This is a genomic window from Geminicoccus harenae, from assembly GCF_019800005.1.
GTDB classification, from domain to species: domain Bacteria; phylum Pseudomonadota; class Alphaproteobacteria; order Geminicoccales; family Geminicoccaceae; genus Geminicoccus; species Geminicoccus harenae.
Map to the genome: position 1 here is coordinate 1 of NZ_JABGCL010000036.1, position 21,068 is coordinate 21,068.

At 67.4% G+C, this 21,068-nt stretch carries 21 protein-coding genes and 3 pseudogenes; 3 read left to right on the forward strand and 21 right to left on the reverse strand.

What is annotated here, in order from left to right; all coding sequences use genetic code 11:
• Positions 1 to 111: pseudogene (locus tag HLA95_RS23060) on the forward strand (IS5/IS1182 family transposase); the annotation flags it as partial.
• Between the two features lie 225 nt (positions 112 to 336).
• Here the strand turns inward: HLA95_RS23060 and HLA95_RS29235 are convergent.
• From HLA95_RS29235 to HLA95_RS23110, 11 genes are all read right to left on the reverse strand, one after another.
• On the reverse strand, positions 337 to 573 hold the full coding sequence (locus HLA95_RS29235; RefSeq protein WP_322100162.1) for an HGGxSTG domain-containing protein: 237 nt from the start codon (positions 571 to 573) through the stop codon (positions 337 to 339).
• Positions 464 to 1,141, reverse strand: coding sequence for a hypothetical protein (locus HLA95_RS23065; protein WP_191058793.1), 678 nt, complete (start codon positions 1,139 to 1,141; stop codon positions 464 to 466). The genes HLA95_RS29235 and HLA95_RS23065 overlap by 110 nt, the downstream gene beginning before the upstream one ends.
• 9 nt (positions 1,142 to 1,150) lie before the next feature.
• Complete coding sequence (locus HLA95_RS23070; protein WP_191058792.1) at positions 1,151 to 1,483, reverse strand: hypothetical protein; 333 nt, start codon at positions 1,481 to 1,483, stop codon at positions 1,151 to 1,153.
• Positions 1,480 to 2,013, reverse strand: coding sequence for a hypothetical protein (locus tag HLA95_RS23075; protein ID WP_191058791.1), 534 nt, complete (start codon positions 2,011 to 2,013; stop codon positions 1,480 to 1,482). The genes HLA95_RS23070 and HLA95_RS23075 overlap by 4 nt, the downstream gene beginning before the upstream one ends.
• A complete protein-coding gene (locus HLA95_RS23080; protein WP_191058790.1) occupies positions 2,010 to 3,824 on the reverse strand; it encodes a DUF927 domain-containing protein in 1,815 nt (604 codons plus the stop codon). The genes HLA95_RS23075 and HLA95_RS23080 overlap by 4 nt, the downstream gene beginning before the upstream one ends.
• Positions 3,821 to 4,711 carry a DUF7146 domain-containing protein gene (locus HLA95_RS28995; protein WP_222184656.1) on the reverse strand — a complete coding sequence of 297 codons (891 nt, stop codon included), beginning with the start codon at positions 4,709 to 4,711 and terminating at the stop codon, positions 3,821 to 3,823. The genes HLA95_RS23080 and HLA95_RS28995 overlap by 4 nt, the downstream gene beginning before the upstream one ends.
• Before the next feature lie 88 nt (positions 4,712 to 4,799).
• Positions 4,800 to 5,003, reverse strand: a complete 204-nt coding sequence (locus HLA95_RS23090; protein ID WP_191058788.1) for a helix-turn-helix domain-containing protein — start codon at positions 5,001 to 5,003, stop codon at positions 4,800 to 4,802.
• Positions 5,004 to 5,062: 59 nt separating this feature from the next.
• Positions 5,063 to 5,863, reverse strand: coding sequence for a hypothetical protein (locus tag HLA95_RS23095; RefSeq protein WP_191058787.1), 801 nt, complete (start codon positions 5,861 to 5,863; stop codon positions 5,063 to 5,065).
• Positions 5,864 to 5,928: 65 nt separating this feature from the next.
• On the reverse strand, positions 5,929 to 6,162 hold the full coding sequence (locus tag HLA95_RS23100) for a hypothetical protein (RefSeq protein ID WP_191058786.1): 234 nt from the start codon (positions 6,160 to 6,162) through the stop codon (positions 5,929 to 5,931).
• A 91-nt stretch (positions 6,163 to 6,253) separates the two neighbouring features.
• Entirely contained in the window at positions 6,254 to 7,534 is a 1,281-nt protein-coding gene (locus HLA95_RS23105; RefSeq protein ID WP_191058785.1) for a tyrosine-type recombinase/integrase, read from the reverse strand.
• 588 nt (positions 7,535 to 8,122) lie between these two features.
• On the reverse strand, positions 8,123 to 9,370 hold the full coding sequence (locus HLA95_RS23110) for a calcium-binding protein (RefSeq protein ID WP_191058784.1): 1,248 nt from the start codon (positions 9,368 to 9,370) through the stop codon (positions 8,123 to 8,125).
• A gap of 324 nt (positions 9,371 to 9,694) precedes the next feature.
• Between HLA95_RS23110 and HLA95_RS23115 the strand changes: the two genes are divergently transcribed.
• The gene (locus tag HLA95_RS23115) at positions 9,695 to 10,594 is read left to right on the forward strand and encodes a heme-dependent oxidative N-demethylase family protein (protein WP_191058783.1); all 900 of its coding nucleotides are present in this window, start codon (positions 9,695 to 9,697) and stop codon (positions 10,592 to 10,594) included.
• Between the two features lie 108 nt (positions 10,595 to 10,702).
• On the opposite strand, the pseudogene HLA95_RS29320 reads toward HLA95_RS23115, so the two are convergent.
• The 4 genes and pseudogenes from HLA95_RS29320 to HLA95_RS23130 form a co-directional block, all read right to left on the reverse strand.
• Positions 10,703 to 11,362, reverse strand: a pseudogene (locus HLA95_RS29320) (GNAT family N-acetyltransferase); the annotation flags it as partial.
• Complete coding sequence (locus HLA95_RS23120) at positions 11,250 to 11,927, reverse strand: HAD family hydrolase (RefSeq protein WP_222184657.1); 678 nt, start codon at positions 11,925 to 11,927, stop codon at positions 11,250 to 11,252. The pseudogene HLA95_RS29320 and the gene HLA95_RS23120, both read right to left, overlap by 113 nt.
• 63 nt (positions 11,928 to 11,990) lie before the next feature.
• Entirely contained in the window at positions 11,991 to 12,521 is a 531-nt protein-coding gene (locus HLA95_RS23125; protein ID WP_191061998.1) for an NUDIX hydrolase, read from the reverse strand.
• A gap of 7 nt (positions 12,522 to 12,528) precedes the next feature.
• The gene (locus tag HLA95_RS23130; RefSeq protein ID WP_191061997.1) at positions 12,529 to 12,729 is read right to left on the reverse strand and encodes a DUF1192 domain-containing protein; all 201 of its coding nucleotides are present in this window, start codon (positions 12,727 to 12,729) and stop codon (positions 12,529 to 12,531) included.
• Between the two features lie 158 nt (positions 12,730 to 12,887).
• On the opposite strand from HLA95_RS23130, the gene gpt reads away from it, so the two are divergent.
• Positions 12,888 to 13,388 carry a xanthine phosphoribosyltransferase gene (gene gpt / locus HLA95_RS23135; RefSeq protein WP_191061996.1) on the forward strand — a complete coding sequence of 167 codons (501 nt, stop codon included), beginning with the start codon at positions 12,888 to 12,890 and terminating at the stop codon, positions 13,386 to 13,388.
• Between the two features lie 58 nt (positions 13,389 to 13,446).
• On the opposite strand, the gene HLA95_RS23140 is transcribed toward gpt, so the two are convergent.
• The 6 genes and pseudogenes from HLA95_RS23140 to HLA95_RS23160 form a co-directional block, all read right to left on the reverse strand.
• Positions 13,447 to 13,602: a DUF3309 family protein gene (locus HLA95_RS23140; protein WP_191061765.1), complete on the reverse strand. Its 156-nt coding sequence runs from the start codon at positions 13,600 to 13,602 to the stop codon at positions 13,447 to 13,449.
• Between the two features lie 136 nt (positions 13,603 to 13,738).
• Positions 13,739 to 15,382, reverse strand: a complete 1,644-nt coding sequence (locus tag HLA95_RS23145; protein ID WP_191061766.1) for a calcium-binding protein — start codon at positions 15,380 to 15,382, stop codon at positions 13,739 to 13,741.
• A gap of 115 nt (positions 15,383 to 15,497) precedes the next feature.
• A complete protein-coding gene (locus tag HLA95_RS29240) occupies positions 15,498 to 17,261 on the reverse strand; it encodes a calcium-binding protein (protein WP_222184658.1) in 1,764 nt (587 codons plus the stop codon).
• 211 nt (positions 17,262 to 17,472) lie between these two features.
• The gene (locus tag HLA95_RS28565; protein ID WP_255592182.1) at positions 17,473 to 18,606 is read right to left on the reverse strand and encodes a calcium-binding protein; all 1,134 of its coding nucleotides are present in this window, start codon (positions 18,604 to 18,606) and stop codon (positions 17,473 to 17,475) included.
• A gap of 21 nt (positions 18,607 to 18,627) precedes the next feature.
• Positions 18,628 to 19,281 (reverse strand): annotated as a pseudogene (locus HLA95_RS29325) (calcium-binding protein); the annotation flags it as partial.
• Positions 19,282 to 19,848: 567 nt separating this feature from the next.
• Complete coding sequence (locus HLA95_RS23160; RefSeq protein ID WP_191061108.1) at positions 19,849 to 21,024, reverse strand: fumarylacetoacetate hydrolase family protein; 1,176 nt, start codon at positions 21,022 to 21,024, stop codon at positions 19,849 to 19,851.
• Between the last annotated feature and the right edge of the window lie 44 nt (positions 21,025 to 21,068).

Below are 21,068 nucleotides of genomic sequence, written 5' to 3' on the forward strand. Positions count from 1 at the left end.
CTGTTTTGCCGGCTCAAGAACTGGCGGCGCATCGCCACCCGCTACGACCGCCTCGCCCGGAACTACCTGGCTGCCCTCGCACTCGTCGCCATCGCCTCAGCATGGACCTGAATGAGTTCCCTACCTAAGCTCATCGCCGCGTTCAACGCGGTAGAGCCTCCGGCGGCATTCTTGATCCCTGTGAACGCCAGCAGTCGCCCGAGGCAGATGCGCAGCGTGTAGGCTGGATTCCGTTCTAGATGAGCCCGTACAGCCAGCGCCGCCTCCGGGCGGCGTTCTTATTTCCGCCGCCTCGGCCGCTCGGCACTTCACCGGCACTGTGCCGGTGATGCCCCTTCAGGAACGTTCTGTCAGCTTCGCTCCCTCCCGCAGCAGTTCCGCTACCATCCGGCGCATTTCTTTAGCCTCCCGAGTGTGCTGCCCGGTCCGGTAGCGGCCGTTAGCTTGCCCGCTCTGTCCCCCGCTACCCTTCGCTCCGCCATGCATCCGGCAGCGCGTCTTGCCCGTCACCGCAGGCGAGCGGCACGGCGCCCCCTGTCGGGTCCTGGCCCCGCAGCGTGGGCAATCCTGCATCGGCCAGCGTCGGTGCATGGGCTCGATTGAGTACTTTCTGTCCATCCCCACCCCCCGCTGTCACGTTGCCGACGATGGCTTGGCCGCCAGCCTGCACGGTCACATGCTCCACCCGCACCGTCTGCTGCCCCTTGCCCCGGTGCTTGTTCAGCGTCTCCAGCAGCACCGCATAGGTCCGCAGCAGTTTGTTGGCGAACCCGAGGGAGGACTGTCGGCCCTCGAAGGTCTGGTCCGGCAGCGCAGCTCGGCGGAAGCACTCCATCGCCGCCTCATTCGTCGCGACCATCTGCGCGATAAGCTGCCCCTCGATGGCATCCGCCGGCCGCATGGCCTGCATGGTGGCGTAGGCCGCCCGCTGCTTCCATTCGACCAGTTCCTCGGTCTTGGTCGCCCCGTAGAAGATCGCGCTCCCGACCTGGTTCAGGAGGTTTGAAGTGGCCTCTCCGGACTTCAGGCCGCTGATCTCAGGGCGGTTGGTGAAGTGCTCGATCGTTTGCGCCAGGTAGGACTTGGCCTCTGCCGGTGCCGGCTTGGTCTCTGCCTTGGACGCTCTCTTGGTCTTGGCCATCGGCCTTCCTCAGTAGGGGATCGGGTCGTTCAGGTTCGCCAGCCCGTCGTCATGCCGGCGCTGGGCATCGAAGCCGGCACGTTGGCGCTCTTCCTGACGCCGTGGCGCGGCGCCGGCGGGTGATCGGCTTGGCTGCCGTTCCTGGCGCTCTTGCGGCTTCTGGTCGGGCTCCTGGACAAACAGGCGGAGCACCGTCGTCGGGTTGCCGTCGCGGTCCTCTCCGTCGCCCCAGAAGCCGATGATCCGCGTCTTGCCGAGCCAGCCGGACACGTAGCGGTTGCCGGCAGCGCTGGTGCGCTCTGTCAGCTCGGCCAGGAGCACGCGCGGCGCGTAAGCGGTCATCGGCCGGGCTCCCTCTCGATCAGGTCAAGTTCGCCGCGCAGGACAACCTCGCCAGGATCGGACAGCAGGTGCGCGGGCCATGCCGGTTCCTGGCCCACCACCACGTGCAACCGCTCCATCAGCGCTAGGTCAGATGGCTGCCCCTGCGTATCGATCAGCAGCCCGGCCGGCCGCAGCTCGACATGCCATCCACGGGCGCGGGCGGCATCGATCGGGTCGGCATTGGCAGCACACACGCTGACATGCTGAAGTTGGGTCGGTACAGTCGGTACAGTCGGGACGGCGGCAGCAATCCAGCGCCGTTGCTGGGTTCTCCTCTGGTGGAGCGTGTCCCGACCGCCAGGAAAGCCGGTCGGGACAGTCGGTACGGCGGCATCGTCCGGACCGGTGCCAATCAGCGTGTCCCGACTGTACCGATCACGCTTCTGATCAGTCGGGACAGCGTAACCCGTCGATCTTTCAGGCGCGTACCGACTGTCCCGACTGTACCGACCCGAGATCATATGATCGAGCGCGGCAGCGATACTCATGCCGTGTCTCCGGCCAGGAACGCGGCCTCGATCTGCAGCGCCCGGATCTTGCCGACACCAGGCACGCGGACCTGCACGGGAAGATTCTTGCCATCGCCCGGCCGCAACCAGCCGCGCTCGCGCATCTCGCGGGCGATCATGGCAGCATCGCAGCCCCTGCAGACTTCCGAGCGCCACGCCTCCGGCAGGACGAAGTAGACCCACGTCTCGCCCTCCAGCTTGCGGAATCCTACCCGGTTGACGATGGTGCGCTCGACCACGCGGGAAGGGTTACCTCCCTCTGCCGCAGCCTTGGCTTTCGCTTCTTCGGTCTCCCATGCCGGTTCGAACCGGCTGGACCCGTGAGCTTCGATGAAGGCGCGCACCTGTGCCAACCCGGCCGTGATTTCATGCGCGTCCGTACCGCCTCGATCGGTGAGCCAGTCCTTGAAGCAGCGCGCCGCAGCCTTCGCCGCTTCGCCCTTCGGCCAGGGCAAGATGCCCAGCCCGATTGCCAGTTCCCCGGCCGCCGCCACCAGGGCGAACCTTCCCGCGACCCGGCGCACCTGACCGTCGCATGCAATGGGTACATGCTCCGCGATCCAGGCCGCACCTGCCTTGCGGATGATCTCCGCCAAGGTAGCAGGGTCCTCTTTAGTGAGCTCCGTCAGGAAGGCGCGGCCCGCATGCCCGGTATGTGCCTCTGCAGCGAGCCGCAGCGCATCGGCGAAGGCCGCAGGCGCCCCATGCCCGTGCAGATCCTGGAATGCGCCCATTCCAGCACCCGCATCGGCGGGAATGTCCACCATCCGCACGAGCTGCCCGGCCCGTGCGCGGCGGCCAGTCTCGGCGATCTTGTCCGCCAGCCCGATCTCGCCGCTGGACAGGAAGATCAGGCGCCAGGATGCCGCCGGACGGGCAGTGCCGTCTCGCCGGGCGCGGGCTTTGCCGGTGCCATTGCCCAACAAATAGCCGATCGCGTCGGCGTCGCGGCCGTCTACCTGCCCCAGCTCGTCCATGATCAATGCCGTGTCGTTGGCGGCTGCGGCGACCGCTTCGACACCGTTCCCGGTCGCCCGCCAGCTATGCATCGGAAAGCCCCAGATGGTTGCCGCGCACCGCAGCACCGTGGTCTTGCCGGTGGACGAACCGCCCTTGAGGTTGAACCCGCCTGAGTCCTCGCCGGCGGGATGTAGGAGTGGTCCGGCGAACGCCGCCGAAATGCCGAAGACCAGCCGGTCGTTGCCGATGGCGAGCCGGGCGACTTCCTGCTTCCACGCGTCCAGCGAGCCCTTCACCGTGAAAGTGGGCGGCCCGCCCGGCAACTGGGCCACGGTCTCATCAGCAGCCGGGCCAAAGGTGACATCCGGCAGGACGAAGACTTGGCCATGCCAGCCCAGGCGCTCGACGCATCGGACACGGCGCAAGGACGGCCAGGACATGACGTAGGCTTCCAGCGCCTCGCGGGCGGCCCGGCCCGGAACCGGCACGAAGCCGCGCCGAAGCAACCCACGTCGTAGCTCAGTGCTGTCGCCGGCCAGGATCTCCATGGGCATGGACCAGCGATGCTTGGTGCCATCCCGGTCACAGATGGCGAGCAGCCTGCCCCACGCTTCGCCTGATCCATCGCGGGTCTCTGCCAGGACCTCCAGGTGCGAGCCGAACCGCACCCACGCCTTGCTCACCTTCCCGTCTTCCCCGGGCCTCTCGACCTCCCGGTAGATGCCGACATCCTTGCCGCGATGAATGATCTTGAACCCGCCGTTGACTTCCTCAGTCGGCTCGGCCGGCTGGGCATTGTCCACGGCCAGCCGCAACGCTTCGGTGCTCATGCCTGCACCTCCGCCAGCATGGCGGCAGGGTCGAGCCCATCTGGAAGCGCCGCGACCAGCACATCATGGCCGCTGCTCCGCAGTGCCTTCATCGCTGCCGCCGTTGCCTTCTGCCCCGCGTCGTCGCCATCCAGGCAGAGGGTGACGAGTGCCCGGTGCGGTAACTGCACCGTCGCTGCGTTCGCGGTCCCTAGCACCGCCCAGGCAGCCACGTCCGGACACGCTGCCGCCACCGCCAGGGCATCCTCGACGCCTTCCGTGAGCACGACGCGCTGGCCTTCACGCCAGGGTGAGACGCGCACCGCTGCACCAGGCAGCCGCCCCGTCGTGATCCGCGACGGCTTGGACCATGCCTTACGCCCCGGCTCGGCCAGCGGGCTTACCTGGACGGCCACCACGGCCCGGCCAGGGTAGCGGCAGGCACCGGCTACCATTGCCGGCCATTCCCGGCCGCTGGACGAACGATGCGTGCCTTGGCGCAGGCAGGGCGGAAACGGCGGCAGGAAGCCACGAGAGCGCAGATAGCGGCCCGCCAGGTCATCGGCCTCGATCGGACGGGCATTGCGCCACACGGCCAGCGCCTCCGCCTCCCGCACCTTGTTCTCGGCTTCCTCCCGGGCTTCCCGCTCGCGCCGTCGCCGCTCGATCTCCTCAGGCGACATCGAGACGGCTTGGTCCGACCACAGCCCTTCGGCCGCCAGAGCAGCCCGGACCTCCTCAAAAGTGCAACCGGCCCAGCAATGGAAGACCGGGCGGCCGTTGTCGCCGTCCACCACCGTCAGGGACGGCGAGCGGTCCCGGTGCGCCGGGCAATGGCAGAGCCAGCCCTTCGCAGTCCCGCGGCCACCCAGGGCGTGCGCGATGTCGGCAGCCGTGATAGCTTGCACACGGCATTGTTCGTGAGGGTCGGTCCTGCCAGGGGCCGGCCCTCTGCCATTTTCAGGCAGGGATATGGGCATTGTTCGCTCCAGCCGCTCAGGCGGCCTTCCTCGTGTTCTTCTCGACCAGGGCACGCAGGCTCGCGACCGGAACCAGGGTTGCCCGGCCCAGCTTCACGACGTTCAACTCGCCGGTCTGGATCAGCTCGTAGAGCACCGAGCGGGAGATGCCCGTCAGCCGGACAGCTTCGGGGATGCGCACGCTGATAGGTTCGGGGGCGTGCGGCGTGGGGTGGTTCATGATGTCCGTCATCCTTAGGGATGCCGGGCGAGCCCGGCGGATGTTGTCGGACAGACGATCTATCGGGACGGTTCGGAGCCGCCTATGCCGCCCAATTCAACTTTTTGCGGCAATAGGTGCGTATCCGCACCCACTTCGGCGTGATCCTCAATCTGTTTGGCGGTCGGCTCGACCCGATGCCTGGTCACCAGATGACACGCATCCTGAACGAACCGTCCACCAGCGTTGGTGATCCACTTCCCCCCCGTCTGGCTGTAGTGACCACCGGCACCGCTCGTTTCCCCTGCCGGTCGAAACTTGCGCCAGATGCTCGACAGGGCGCGGATCAACTCGTGTGTGGCCTTGCCATCTCCAGTGGGGCCGGGTCGGGTGCGCCGAGTGAAACCCAGCCTCTCGTCGTCCAACTTTTCGGGAAGATACTCTGCCACAGCCCGATCCATAGCCGAGCAGAGTAGATATAAGATCTCCTCATTGGATCGGCCGATCTCGTCATGAATGATTTCATCTATGCGCTGTACTACTTGAGGCGACCATTCTTCATTAATCGATAGCAGCTTCTTGATGGCACGCCTCATGGACGCAACTTCTTTCTTCAACTTCACCGCCGTCGGGTGCTCGTCGGCGTCCATCTGCCGGTGCCACGCGGCTTCAGCCGCCGACAGAGAGCCAGCCATGCGCCACACCCCGCGCTCGTCGAGCAAGATGCCATGACGCTCGCACAGCCTGCGAACGTTGGTTGCAGAATAAGGAAGTTCCTTCGGATCGGCCCATTCAGGGAGCGGCCGGAAAGCTCTGATTTTAGTCGCCAGCGCCTCGGTTCGCGTGCGCCGCTCGTCAGCGTTCGCGATGTCTTCGAGCATCCTCCGTTCCGTCCACAGCTCGGCCAAATCCGCTAGATCGCGCTGTGTTCTCTTCGGACGCCTGGTCATCGCCCCGCTTCCTCGGCACGGAGCTTGGCGAGCCGGTCCATGGCGTCGATGGCCTGATGAGTGAGCAGGCTCCATGCCTCGCCCTGGTCCCGTCCGGCCCCGACCAGCTCGCGCCCATGCACGGCCATGTCGAGCGTGATCGCTCTGTGCCGCCCCTCGGCCAGGGCAGCGGTGAAGTCCAGGGATACGTCAGCGCGTGGCGCTGGCTCAGACGTGATGGTATCCATCATGTCGCTGATCTTTCAGCAGACCGGGTGGAGAAGCTTTCCACGGCTCAGGCTCCACCCGGTCGGGTTGCCCGGAAGCGCCGGGCGCGCACGATCACCCTACCTTGCTGCGCTTCGCACGCTGGCCAGGCAGGGCGGTTACGTTGGTTTCCGCCTTCGTCAGCACCGGGCCACTGGCGCGGATCAGATCGCCGGAATGACGGCCGATGAACTTGGAATAGGTCGCCTCGATCATCTGGACGGACGTTCCGCAGTGGTCGGCGACGATACGCACCTCAGTGCCGGCCAGTAGCGCCGCAGCGATCCACGAATGCCGCAAGCTGTAGATCGTCACGGACGGGTCGAGCCCGGCAGTCTTCACGGCCAGCTTCATCGGCCGCGTCTGGTCGCTCCTGCCCCAGCGCGCACCATCTGCCCTGGTGAAGAGCGGCACGGTGCCTGCCCGGCCGGATGCCAGCCGGGCGCACACGATGCGCAGCTCATCGCTGATTGCGATGGTCCGCGAGCCGGTCTTGCCGCCAGGAATGTGCAGCCTTGCCCCGCCCGATGCGTCCAGATGCGCGTCCTGCACACGGCACCCGGCCAATTCACCATAGCGGGCACCGCACGACGCCAAGGCGAACAGCAGGTCATGGAAATACGGGTCCGGAGCGGCATCGATCAGCCGGCGGATTTCGTCGGCCGACAGGATTACGTTGCGCGAGCCGGTCACGCTTGGAAATGCCTTCAACCCGACCTTCCAGGCCGCATCGGTCGGGATCTCAATAGGCCGCTGGTGCCGCCCGAGATTGAGCGCAGCTCGCAGCGTTGCCACGATCCGGTTAGCCGTGGATCGGGAAGCCCGGACTTCATCCGGGTCGTCGTCCTCGCGCACTAAGGCCAGCTTCCAGGCGGAGAGCTCGGATGCCGTCAGGTCACAGACCAGCCTGCCACGTAGCTTGGGGTCGACATGCCTGGTCAGCGTGCGTTCCGCTTCCCGCACCACGCCACCACGCGCCTTCAGGTCAGCAAGGTACGCCTCGATTGCCTGATCTACCGTGAGTGGTTCAGCGCCACCGCCAGATGCCAGGCGCTTCATCCGTTCCCACCACGGCCGCGCCTTCGCGTTGGCTTGCGACCAGTTCAGGATGTCCAGCCCGTTGGCGTCCAGAACATCATCGGCGGCACCCAGCTTCTCGGCCTTGAAGGTAACCCCAGGGGCGGCACCGACCGGCCGGAACTTGGCGAACCACGTCCCGGTCGGAGTTGTCCGGGCACGATAGTAGCCGATCAGGCAACCTGGACTGATCTTCGACCAGTACGGCTCCTTGCGGGGCTTCAGCTCGGCCCGTGCGGTCCGGTTCTCCAAGCGACGTTCACGCGGCGCACGCGCCATTCGACAGCCCGCCCTAATTCAATCCTAAACGGATAATCCCGCATTCTGGTGGATGTGCAAGAACAATGATCAATAGTTTTCAGCAGGTTGTTGGACGGACCTGGATGCTTGTGGACAGAAGAAACACACTTTCAAGGTGGCAACACGGGTTCGAATCCCGTTGGGGATGCCAAATTTCCTGAAGGCTCAGGGTCTCCCTACCTGGGAACCGCCCCAAGCTCTGCCGTTGGACATGGCCGGATGCTCGCGGCCCCCGCGAGGGTCAGTGGTCCTGGTGTGATCCTTTCTACGGCGGTCCCGGCCTGACAAAGCTGGGCCAACATGACGGGACGCGGCGCCCCAGCCAACCAGCAACCAGCGCTGGGTTTTCCCGACGTGACGATTGGTAGTGCAGGTCCCTGCTGGGCTGTTCGCCCAGTTGCCTGTGCGGCGGCCGAGCCCGACCGCGACCACGGCATCTGCCTGGCCGTGCCGCCCGCTTCATCGGCAGATTTGGCCTGTGTGCGCTGCACGTAGGCTCCGGAGCAATGGTCGTTGCTCGGCAGCAGGTCGAAGGCGCCTGCCCCGCGGCATGGCAGGTCGTCCGCCTCAGATGGTGGATGCAGGCAATTGCGCGACGTCGATGTCCCGAAGCGTCAGAGAGATCACATCCAGAAGCGTGAGGCTATCGACCCCGAACTCGCCCTTGAGGGGATGCGCATCGTCGACCTGGGCATCGAGGAATGCGGAAAAATCGATCACGAGACTGCGGACGCCCTCCACGATCCTGCTGTCGGAGAACGCGTCCATGCCGTCGATGCCGCCGCTGCCATTGGTATCGAGCGCCACGAACAGCGCGGCACCCGTCGTGTAGGGGAGGCCGGGGACGAAGACACCGTTGTCGTCGGGAAACTCCCCGATTTCCACTCCCCAACGCAGGACATCCTCGCCGGATCGAAAGTCGGTGACGACGTCGGCACCCTTGATGTCGTCGCCAAAGTCGCCGCGGAAGGAGCCATAGTTGAAGACGTCGCGCCCGGCACCTCCGGTCAGCCGGTCGTCACCGGGTTGCCCGCCACCATCCACGTAGTCGTCCCCAGAACCGCCGTCGACGACGTCGTTCCCTCCCTTGCCGTTGACAGTATCGTTGCCGTCGCCGCCGTTCAGCTCGTCGCCGACGCTGCCTCCGCCGATGCGGTCGTTGCCGCCCAGGCCGAACAGCACGACCGGGTGGTCCCAGTAGGCGAGGTCGGGATGGATCTCGCCCATCATGACGTCATCGAGGCGGCTGCCATCCACCCGCTCCACGTCCTGCAGCGTCTCCCTGGGTACCGGCCCATCGAACGGATCGCCATTGGCCGCAAAGGAGAAGACCATGTAGACGAAGACACCGCGCTGCTCACCCGCGAACGACACCGTGTCGATCCCATCACCACCGATGAACGCGTCGACACCCGTCCCGCCATGGAACAGGTCACTACCCGCCCCGCCTTCCAGCAGGTCGTCCCCTCCACCGCCACGCAGGATGTCGGCGCCGGCATTGCCACGCAGGACGTCGTTTCCTGCTCCACCGGCCAGGACGTCGTCACCGGCACCGCCCCACAGATAGTCACGGCCGGCATTGCCCGACAACGTGTCGTCGCCGCCATCGCCGAAGAGCCGGTCACTGCCAGAGCCGCCCCAGATGCGGTCGATGCCGTCGCCTCCGTGGATCTTGTCGTTGCCGGCTTCGCCATAGAGGCGGTCATCACCGGCCAGTCCATGGACCGTGTCGTTGCCGCCGCGCGCCAAGATGACATCGGCGGATCTTGTCCCACGCAGGATGTCATCGCGGCTTGTTCCGCGGATGTTGGCCATTGGATGCCCTTTCTTACAGAATGGGCGGCCTCATGATACTATGGCAATTATTGATGGTATGCCGTGTTCAGTTGGACATCAAGCATCTGCTGGCTTGCATCATCAGGCGGAGCGGAGATAGGGGCATGGTCAGATGACATCGTCCGATCGATACCGACCACAGGTGATGCTTCCGGCGCAGCATCGTCCCATGCCCGCCTGACTGCCCTGCCCCGGCCATTGCCAGCGCGATCGTTCCATCGGCTTCGCCACCATCCGGCGCATTCTCCTGGCCTCATCCGCCAGAGCATCGACGGACCGGTGCCGTGCCGGTTAGGAGGCCCCATGAACGAAGCACTCCTGCCCTTCCTGGGCGGTCCATGGCAGCTGTCGATGGGGCTGCGCCGGCTGGAGCCGGACGACTGGCTCGTGATCAATGCCCAGCATGCGCGGCAGATGCGGGAGCGGGAGCGGCTGCTGGCGGAGCGGCGGGGCGAGGTGGTGGCGGCCGTGGCGGGCAGCGAGCCGGCCTGTGCCGAGGTGCTGGCCCTGCTGGTCGAGTTCCTGCCACGGCGCTTTCCCGAGCGCTGGCAGCAGGCCGACGGGGCGCTGGTGGACCGGCTGGACGAGCGGCGGATCGAGCTTGGAAGCGAGCCGCCCTTGGTGACGGCGGGTCGGCTAGTCCAGGAGGATCTGTGCGTGATGCGCAAGGGGCCGGAAGGCTACGAGCTGGCGGCCGCGGTGCTGTGCTTCCCTTCGCACTGGAGCCTGGCTGAGAAGGTCGGCCAGCCCATGGCACGGATCCATGCGCCGGTACCGGGCTTCGACGAGCGGCTGGGGCCCACGGCCGACCGGTTCCTGGCCGCGCTCACGGCGGAGCGCCCAGTCTGGCGGATCAACTGGGCGATCAGCGAGACCGACGAACTGTTCCTACCGGCCCATCGGGCGCGCCGCCCGTTCGATCCGGAGCAGCCGGTCGAGCGCCAGCTTCATCTCCGGATCGAACGCCAGACCCTGCGCCGGCTGCAGCGCTCCGGCGACATCCTGTTCACCATCCACACCACGGTGACGCCCATCGGCACCGCGATCGCCAAGTCCAGCCACGCCCGGGCCCTGGCGGAACGGATCCGCGAGATGCCGGAGCGGATGGCCAGCTACAAGGGATTCCACGTCATGGGCCCGCCGCTGCTCGCCTGGCTGGACCGCCTCGCCGGGGATGAGCTGCCGGCCGGCGGGCCAGGGTAGCAGCACGCCTGCGTCCGGCAGCTTCACGCTGCCGAGGCTGCGGCCCATGAGCCGGGCCGGGTTCTCACCCGGCATCACCAGGCCCGGCGCCACGACCTCGAAGCCGAATTGGCGGTAATAGCCGGGATCGCCCACCAGATAGACGTGCTGCCAGCCCTCCTTCGCCGCCCGCTCGAGGCTGCGCGCCATCAGGAGCCGGCCGATCCCCTGCCCCTGCCGGGCCGGGTCGATCGCCAGCGGCCCCAGCAGCAGGCAGGCCCGGTCGCCCACCAGCAGCGGCCAGTAGCGGATGGCGCCCACCATGCCGGCGCGGTCGTCCAGCGCGACCAGGCACAGGGACCGGACGGGCGGCACGCCGAACCGGTAGCGGTAGGAGATCTTGCGCCTACGATCGCTGCCGAACGAGCGATCGAGCAGCAGTTCGATGGCTGGCCCATCCAACGGGGCCTCGGGCCGGACCGACAAGGAGGACATGGCTGTTCCCCAACCTGGGGGGAGAAACGACACTTGGACCGCACGCCCCTCGGGGGCGCATGCGGCGGGGCGGCGAGGCCGGCTCCGGCTCACCGCATCAGGATCGTCGTCGCAGATCCCACGACAGGAGGAACAGCGTGTCGTACATGCTCCGGGCGTATCGGGCCAGTTCCCGCACCTGTCAACTCCCGGACTGCAGCTCGTCCAGGAGATCGGGCAGGCGGCGCATCTCCCCGAACACGGTTTCGGCACCCGCGTTGCGCAGGCGCTGCTTCCAGCGCTCGCTACCGGCATGGCGGCCGCCCGTGAAGCCCAGCGGCGTCATGCCGGCCGCCACCGCGGCCTGGACCCCGGCCGGGCTGTCCTCGATCACCACGCAGCGCTCCGGCGCATGGCCCAGCGTCGCCGCGGCATGCAGGAACAGGTCGGGGGCGGGCTTGCCGCGCGCCACCATGGACGAGCTGAACAGATGCGGGTCGAGCTTGGGCAACAGGCCGGTGATCTCGAGCGAGCGGCGGATGCGCACCGGCAGCGAGGAGGAGGCGACGCAGCGCGGCAGGGTCAGCCGGTCCAGACATTCGGCGATGCCGGGAATGGCGACCAGCTCGGTCTCGAACGCCTCGACCACCTCGGCCTGCAGCTGCTTGCCCCAGTCCTCGGGCAGGGGCCGGCCGAGCTTGCGCTCAATGATCTCGTTGGCGCTTTTTTGCGAAAGGCCCACGAACAGCTCCAGCGCCTCGTCCATCTCGATCGGCCAGCCGAGCAGGTGCAGCGCCTTGACCTCGCGGCCGATGGACACGAACTCGCTGTCCACCAGGACACCGTCACAGTCGAAGATCACGAGGTCGAAGCGGGACAAGCAGGGTCTCCTGGGCAGGAAATGCCCGAACGGGCGGAAGGATGGATTGGGATCGGTTCGGGGCTAGATCGGCTCGGGATTGAGGCCGGTGATCCACTGGTCCTGATCGCGGACTTCCCGGGCGCGGCGCAGCGCCCAGCCTACCGTGGGGAACGCCAGCTCGTCCCAGGGAATTTCGTCCCAGCCGATCAGGCGGACCTCCTGGCTCTCCGGGCCGGGCGCCACCTGGGCGTCGACCAGCTTCGCCCGGAACAGGATCTGCACCTGGGCGATCCGCGGGATCGAATACACGGCGAGCACGCCCTCGATCTCGATCCGGGCGCAGGCTTCTTCCCAGGCCTCGCGGGCGGCACCCTGCTCCACGGTCTCGCCGGTCTCCAGCCAGCCGGCCGGGATCGTCCAGTAGCCGACCCGCGGCTCGATGGCCCTGCGGCACAGGAGCAGCCGGTCGCCCAACGTGCACACCGAGCCCACCACGATCTTCGGGTTGACGTAGTGGATGGTGGCGCAGCCGGTGCACACGAAGCGCTCGCGATCGTCGCCCTCGGGCCGGGACAGCGCGACGTCGGCGCCGCAGGTGGCACAGAAGCGCATGTCCGGTTCAGCCGGCCGGCTTCTTGAACAACGCGTCGGCCGCGCGCCGCACGTCGTCGCGACGGGCGATCTCGGCGTCCAGCCGCTCGACCTCGGCCTTCAGCCGGTCGCGCAGCTTGGTCATCTCCTCCACCGACAGGCGGGTGAGATCGCCCGGAACGGTCAGGTCCTGCGTGCGCCGGAACCGTGGCTCGTCGTCGTCCTGCATGGCCTCCTCGCCTGATCCTGCCCGGGCGCGGATAGTCGGTCGCGCCGTCGAACTTGACAAGGTGGCGATGGCAATGCTCGCGAGGGGCGAGCCCTTTTGGGCCACGCCCCGCACCCCCTGCCCGGCCCCGGCCGGCCCGGGCATCCTGGAGTCCGATCATGGCCGAATCGGCACGCCGCTACTTCCCGGTCCACTGGGACCAGCTTCATCGTGACGCCAAGGCGCTGTCCTGGCGCCTGGCGGGCCTCGGCCCCTGGCAGGGGATCATCGCCGTCACCCGTGGTGGCCTGGTGCCGGCGCACATCATCGCCCGGGAACTGGACGTGCGGATGATCGATACGATCGGCATCTCGTCTTACGACCACCAGGACCAGCGCGAGCCCGAGATCGTCAAGCCGAGCGTGGCGGCGGGCGATGGCACCGGCTGGCTGGTGATCGACGACCTGGTCGACACCGGCCAGACTGGCAAGATCGTGCGCCAGCTCCTGCCCAAGGCGCATTTCGCCACGATCTACGCCAAGCCGCTGGGCCGCCCGCTGGTCGACACCTTCATCACCGAGGTGAGCCAGGACACCTGGATCCTGTTCCCCTGGGACAGCGAGCCCACCTATGCGCCGCCGGCCTCGGAGCGGTTGCGCAACGGGGGGCGCGGCGACTAAGGCCCTGGCCGCCCGCCCGCTGCCCGCTCCGGAGGTCGCGAGCAGCGGGCGGGCCGGCTCAGATCCGCCCCATCAGCACCAGGATCAGCACCACCACCAGGATCACGCCCAGAATGCCGGTGGGCCCGTAGCCCCAGCTGCGGCTGTAGCCCCAGCTCGGCAGGGCACCGATCAGCAGCAGGATGAGGATGATCAGCAGAATCGTACCGAGCATGAACAACACTCCCGATCGCGTGCCGGCCACCGCCATCTGGTGAGCCTAGGCAGACGCCACAGGAGAATAACCAAGCAAAAGAAGTGTGGTTCCTGCTCCGGTCGGATGGCTGCGTACCCCGGTACTCCTGGCGTGTTCAGCCGGTCGAGACCAGGCCGCCATTGCCGAAGCGCATCCACTCGACGTTCACGAGCACGCTCAGGCCGTAATCGACCTCGCCGGCGCCGATGAACAGCACGGCCACGTTGCCGCTGTCCTGCTTGACGATTGAGTAGTCCGACTGCGGCCCGTTGAAGAGGGCGATGTCGCTGCCCGCACCGCCGTTCAGCACATCGTCGCCCGTACCGCCGTGCAGCGTGTCGTTGCCGTCGCCCCCGAAGAGCTGGTCGTTGCCGAAGCTGCCGCGCAGCACGTCGTCGCCCGCCTCACCGTGCAGGATGTCGTCGCCCGCACCACCGGCGATCAGGTCGTTGCCGGCCCCGCCGAAGACCGTGTCGCTGCCGCTGCCCCCGTCCAGGTCGTCGTCGTCGGCGCCGCCATAGATCAGGTCGTCACCGACCCCACCGCGCAGCTGGTCGATGCCGCCGTCGCCGTAGATCACGTCGTCGCCGACCCCGCCGAACAGGAGGTCCCGGCCGCCGCCGCCGCGCAGCTCGTCGTCGCCCTCCCCGCCCTTGAGGAAGTCGTCGCCGTCGTCGCCGGCCAGATAGTCGTTGCCGACACCACCATCCAGCGTGTCGTTACCGGCGCCGCCCAGCAGGCGATCATCGCCCAGGCCGCCTGCCAGGAGGTCCTGGCCGAGCCCGCCCAGGATGATGTCGTTGCCGGCGCCGCCGAACAGCACGTCGTTGCCGCCCTTGCCGTCGATCACGTCGTCGCCGTCCCGTCCGGCCACCACATCGGCACCCTCGGTGGTGGGCCGCGTAGCCGCGCGGGCGCCCGGCAGCAGGACCTCCGAGCCGTTCGCCTCGAAGCGGACGAACTCCACCCGGGCCGCGACATTGCTGTAATAGTCCAGGACCGCGATGCGGCTGCCGCCGCCGTAACTGATCACCAGGTCGTTGCTGTCGAGCCCGTCGGCTGCCTGCCCGCGCCCATAGGTGACCGCCGAGGGTGCCACGTTCTGGCCGAACACGATGGTGTCGGCCCCGCCGCCGGTCTCGACGATCGTGTCGAACCCGTCGCCGGCGCTGAAATAATAGCGGTCGTTGCCCGCCCGGCCTTCCAGCCGGTCATTGGCGCCGCCGCCCACGATGTTGTCGTCGTCGTCCGAGCCCAGCAGATGGTCGACCCCGGCCGAGCCGGTAAACGTCAGGTTGTCCGCGGTCAGCGGCTGCACCTGGCCGGTGTCGGCGTAGCGGATGCTCTCGATCCGGCCATTGCCGCTGAAGAAATTGTCGACCCGGATGACGTCGGTCAGGCTGTAGAAGATGAAGAGCTGGTGCTCGGCGGTAGCACCCAGCGTCGCATAGGCCCGGCCGTCGCCGCGCCACAGGAACACGTTGGCCGGATCGACGCCGCTGAGCTGGATCTGGTCGGTGCCGGCCGCGTCCTGGATCACGTCCATCCCGTCGCCGGGTTTGAACGTGTAGACGTCGTTGCCGGCCAGGCCGCGCAGCACGTCGGCGCCGGCCGCACCGTTGATCACATCGTTGCCGGCAGTACCTGCCAGCGTGTCCGCACCAGCCGTGCCGGAGATGTTCGCCACGTTCTCGCCCTTCCTGTCCTGCGGACCGGACAGAACCAAGGTCATGACCTGGGCAGCCCGCGTCACGACCATGAATCCTCCGGAAACCAGCCGGCATCACTCCAGACGGCTTTAGGGGAAAAGCCGGCGGGCTCCAACCGGACAGGGCCGGGCCGGTTGCCGCACCGGCCCGCGGTGAACAGCCTGGTCAGCCGATCTCGATCCGCACGCCGCCGCCGAACTCGAGGACCTCGATGTTGCGCAGCACGTCGGTGCCCCAGGCCCGGTCCGGGGCGACATGCGCCACCGTCGTGCTGCCGTCGGGCTGCTCGGTGATCGTGTACTGGCTGCGCGGCCCGTTGAAGAAGGCGATGTCGCGCGCCCCGCCGCCGTCCAGCACGTCGTTCCCGGCCCCGCCACGCAAGAGGTCGTCGCCCGAGCCGCCTTCCAGGATGTCGTCGCCGAAGCTGCCGCGCAGGTCGTCGTTGCCGTTGCCGCCGAGCAGCCGGTCGTCGCCGGCACCACCGGTCAAGAGGTCGTTGCCGAAGCTGCCGTCCAGCAGGTCGTCGCCACTGCCGCCATCCAGGTCGTCATTGCCGCTGTCGCCGAGCAGCCGGTCGCCGCCGACCCCGCCGCGCAGCTGGTCGTCGCCGCCCTGCCCCAGCAGCAGGTCGTCGCCCACCCCGCCGAACAGGAGGTCGTCGCCATTGCCGCCGGTCAGCTCGTCATTGCCGGACGAACCCTTGAGGAAGTCGTCGTCATTGTCGCCGAACAGGAGGTCGGCCCCCGCACCACCATCCAGGTTGTCGTTGCCGAACCCACCCTCCAGCCGGTCGTTGCCCGCACCACCGACCAGGAAGTCGTCGCCGTTGCTCCCTTTCAGCTGGTCGTTGCCGTTGCCGCCGAAGATCGTGTCGTTGCCGCCGCGCCCGTCGATGACGTCGTCGCCGTCGCGCCCCGGGATGACGTCCCGGCCGTCGGTGGTGACCGGGGGGGCGGCCGGGTCGGGATCATTGCCGCCACCCGGCGGATTGTTCGGCGGGTTGTCCGGAGGATTGCTCGGGGGGGCCGCCGGCTCGGCGAAGGCGCTGCCGTTCCAGCGATAGACGGTCGGGTCGTCCGCGAAGTGGAGCTGCTCGATGCCGCCGGCATCGGCCTTGCCCACCAGGGTAATGGCGAGCGGGCCGGCCTTGCCGGCATACCGGATGGTCAGATCCTCGCCGGCCGTGGCGAAGGCCAGGTCCTGGAAGCGGATGCCGGCGCCGAAGTGGATCCGGTCGGCCGTGCCGCCCGAATCGTCGATGATCTCGATGCCGTGGCCGCCGCTCATCTCGTAGATGTCATTGCCGGCACCGCCCAGCAGCCGGTCGGCGCCGGCACTGCTCAGCAGCACGTCGTTGCCGTTGCCGCCCGAGACCAGGTCGTCGCCGCTACGGCCGTCCAGCACGTCGTTGCCGTTCAGGCCGCGCAGCGTGTCGTCGAGAAAGCTGCCGAACAGGGGCCGGTCGTCGCCATTGGTGCCGTTGAACACGGTGCGGTCGAGCTTGCTGCCGTCGCTGAAGACGATGTTCTCCGGCAGGCCCTTGGTGATCGTGATGGAATCGCCGTTGCCGTAATGGATGACGAACCCGGCATCGCCGGGCGCCACGTCGCCGTTCACCACCTGGCGCACCAGACGCACGCTGCCCTTGTCCACCGACTGGCCGAACTGGATGGTCGTGTCGGCGCGGTTGTCGATCAGCACGTCGTCGCCGTCGCCGGCGCGGAAGATGTAGCGGTCGGCGCCCGACGCCCCTTCCAGCCGGTCATTGCCGCTATTGCCGGTCAGGACGTCGTTGCCGGCATTGCCCAGCAGGACATCGTCGCCGCCGCCGCCTTCCAGCCAGTCGTCCCCGCCGAAGCCGCTGATCTCGTCGTTCTCGGACTTGCCGAAAAGCCGGTCCGCGCCGGTCGTCCCGGTGATCTTCGCCACGGCTCAACCCTCTTCTTCTTTGCCGACCTCCACGCCTACTGACGCAGCCGCCCCCAGGCGTGGCAGAGGCGGCGGACGGATCATGATCCGCCCTGAAGAAGACATAAGCGAAACCCCCGGCCTGTCCACTGGACCAGGGGCCGCTCCGGAAACGGCAGGGGCGGGTGATGTCTCCATCACCCGCCCCCTTCCTAGCGCCCGGCTGCGATGGTCAGCTGACCATCACCTGCACGCCGCCGCCGAACTCCAGCACCTCGACGCCGCGCACCACGTCGTTGCCGTAGATCTGCCCTGCGGTCGTATGGGCAACTAGCCAGCTGCCGTCACCCTGCTGGGTGACCTGGTAGTCGGCCCGCGCGCCGTTGAAGAACGCGATGTCGCGTCCTTCGCCGCCATCCAGGATGTCGCTGCCATGGCCGCCGCGCAGTTCGTCGTCGCCGGCACCGCCTTCCAGGATGTCGTCGCCGAAGCTGCCCCGCAGGTCGTCCTGGCCGTCCCCGCCGCGCAGGGTGTCGGTGCCGGTACCGCCCGCCAGCAGGTCGTCGCCGGTTCCACCCTCGACGAGGTCGTCGCCGGTACCGCCGTCCAGGTTGTCGTTGCCGGCATCCCCGAACACCTGGTCGTCGCCCAGGCCACCGCGGACCAGATCGTCCAGCCCGTCGCCGTGCAGGATGTCGTTGTCGATCCCGCCGAAGATCCGGTCGGCACCGCCGCCGCCGTTCAGCGTGTCGTCGCCGCCACCGCCCTTCAGGAAGTCGCCGCCGTCATTGCCGAACAGCACGTCGTTGCCGACACCGCCATCCATGTTGTCGTTGCCGGGGCCGCCTTCCAGCCGGTCGTTGCCGGGGCCGCCCGCGAGGAAGTCGTCGCCAGCACCACCTTTCAGCGAGTCGTTGCCGTTGCCGCCATAGATCGCGTCGTTGCCACCGAGGCCGTCCACAACATCGTCGCCGTCACGGCCGGGAATGACGTCGCTGCCTTGGGTGGGGCCGTCAGACGGCGGAGGGGGAGGAGGCGGGGGAGGCGGCGGAGGCGGAGGCGGCGGGGGCGGCGGAGGAGCCGCCGGCGGCGTGAACTTGTCGCCGTCCCAGGTGTAGACCGTCGAGCTGCCCTGGAACCGGAGTTGCTCGATGCTGCCGGAGCTTGCCTGGTTCGCGATGGTGAGCGTGTCGCCGCCGGCACCGTACCGGATCACCACGTCGGACCCGACCGTGGTGAAGGTCAGGTCGTTGAAGCCGATCCCGGGGCCGAGCAGGATGCGGTCGTTGCCGCCATCGTCGTAGATCTGATCAGCCGCATAGCCCTTGCCGTAGCGGTACTCGTCGTTACCGGTTCCGCCGTTCAAGCCGTCGATGCCCAGCCCGCCGTCAAGGATATCGTCGCCATCGCCGCCTTCCAGCTGGTCGATGCCGCTCTCGCCTTGGAGCAGGTCGTTGCCTGCGTCGCCCTCGAGGATGTCGTTGCCGCTGCCGCCCTGAATGGAGTCGTTGCCGACACCACCTCCCAGCCAGTCGTCGCCGTTCAGCCCGTCGAGGGTGTCGTTCCCGCTCTCACCGGAAAGGTGGTCGTTTCCATCGTCGCCGCGGAGTATGTCGTTGCCCGCGCCGCCCTGCAGCTGGTCGATTCCGGCACCGCCAGAGAGCCGATCGTCGCCATTCAGGCCGTCGAGGGTATCGTCCCCACTCTCGCCGAAGAGCTCGTCGTTGCCGTCATCGCCACGGAGCAGATCGTTCCCAGCACCGCCCTGCAGCTTGTCGTTGCCCAGGCCGCCGGAGAGGCGGTCATCACCGTTCAGGCCGTCGAGGATATCGTTCCCGCTCTCACCGGAGAGTTCATCGTTTCCATCATCGCCGCGGAGGTGGTCGTTACCTGCGCCGCCCTGCATCTTGTCATCGCCAAGACCGCCAAAGAGACGATCATCGCCGTTCAGGCCATCGAGGATGTCGTTGCCCTCATCCCCTCTGATCTCGTCATTGCCGCCCAAGCCGCGGAGCGTATCGTCGCCGGCTAGACCGATCATCACGTCCGCGGACTCGGTTCCTTTTTTATCATCGACACCCGGAGTACCTACAATCGTTGCCACGGACCACTCCTACAACAATGAACAAATCTGGTGACTTCTTCCTGATCGATGCGCGCAGCTTAAGCTCGCACTTACCAGGCAACGAGCCAGCCTTCCCAGCTTCAGTCGGAAGCTGGCTGCATTCAGGAAGTCTCGAATCTTCTGGATTTACGCCTGACCGGCACTCTCTCAGCGATCACCTGATATGCTGAAAGAGTTATCCCCCCGGCGCAGGGATGATGAAAGCCGCCTCAACCTGGACACTCTATTTGGCCAGCCGATCATGAAGTCGGATAGGCCATTGCCGCGCAAGCGTCTGGTTCCCGCCATTCGAAGCGTCCTCGATTGTGATGTTCTTGCTGAGGCTCGGAACAGCAATCCACACTTCGCATGTCGCAGATTGATTACCGCGTTGTGTAAGAAAGATTGCGTGGCGGAAATCTTCTGTCAATCCTCGTGGCAAACTTTCCCCAAGTAAATGGCTTCCGGAACCATCGGAGAAAAGGTTCCGGAAGCCGCTCCAGCCTACCCCCGCAACAACCCCCGCCCCGCCAGGTTGCGCATCAGCGCCCCGGTGCCGAACTCCCAGGCCGGCACCTTGTCCGCGTGCTGGACCACGTTCACCAGCTTGCCGAGCTTCGGTGTCCAGATGCTCACCGCGTCGCCGATCGCGTGGGTGAAGCCCTGGCCGGGGCCGTGGCGGTCCTGGATCGGGGCGAACATGGTGCCGAGATAGAGGACGAAGCCGTCGGGGTACTGGTGGTGGGCGCCGATGGTCTGGGCGACCAGGTCGGCCGGGTCCCGGCTGATCGCCGACATGCTGGAATGGCCTTCCATGCGGAAGCCGTCCGTGCCTTCGACCAGCATGGCGAGGTCGGCGGCGCGGACCGTGTCCAGGTCGAACGTCTCGTCGAACAGGCGGATGAACGGGCCGATCGCGGCCGAGCCGTTATTGTCCTTGGCCTTGCCCAGCAGCAGCGCGCTGCGGCCTTCCACGTCGCGCAGGTTGACGTCGTTGCCGAGCGTGGCGCCGACGATCTTCCCCTGGTTGGAGACCGCCAGGACGATCTCGGGCTCCGGGTTGTTCCAGGTCGAGACCGGGTGGATGCCGATGAGCGCCCCGGTGCCGACGGCGGACATGGGCTGGCTCTTGGTGAAGACCTCGGCGTCCTTGCCGATGCCGACCTCCAGATATTGCGACCAGGCGCCCTGGCGGATCAGGTGCTCCTTCAGCTCCATCGCCTTGTCGGAGCCCGGCACGATCGCGCGCAGGTCGTCGCCGACGATGGCGGTGATCTTCTGGCGGATCGCCTCCGACTTGGCGGCGTCGCCGCGCGCCTGCTCCTCGATCACCCGCTCCAGCATGGAGCGCACGAAGGTGACGCCGCAGGCCTTGATCGCGTGGAGGTCGACCGGGGCCAGGAAATAGGGCGTGCCGGGGTCGCGGCGGTCATGGGCGCTGTTGGCGAGGATCGGGGCGAGGTCGCCGATCCGCTCGGCACCGGCGCTGCGGGCGAGAGCCACCGGGTTGGCCGCGTTGGTCAACTCGCTCAAGGTCGGCACGATCGGGGTGAGGTCGAACACGCCCTCCTCCCGGATCGCCACCACGCACGGGCCGGCCCCGGTCTGCACGCGGCCGACCAGGGTGCCGGCGGTGCCGTCCTCGGGCAGGGTCTGGTCGATGGTCAGGCTGGCGTGCACGGTTCTTCTGCCTCGCTGATGATATGGGATTGGATGGCGCGCGG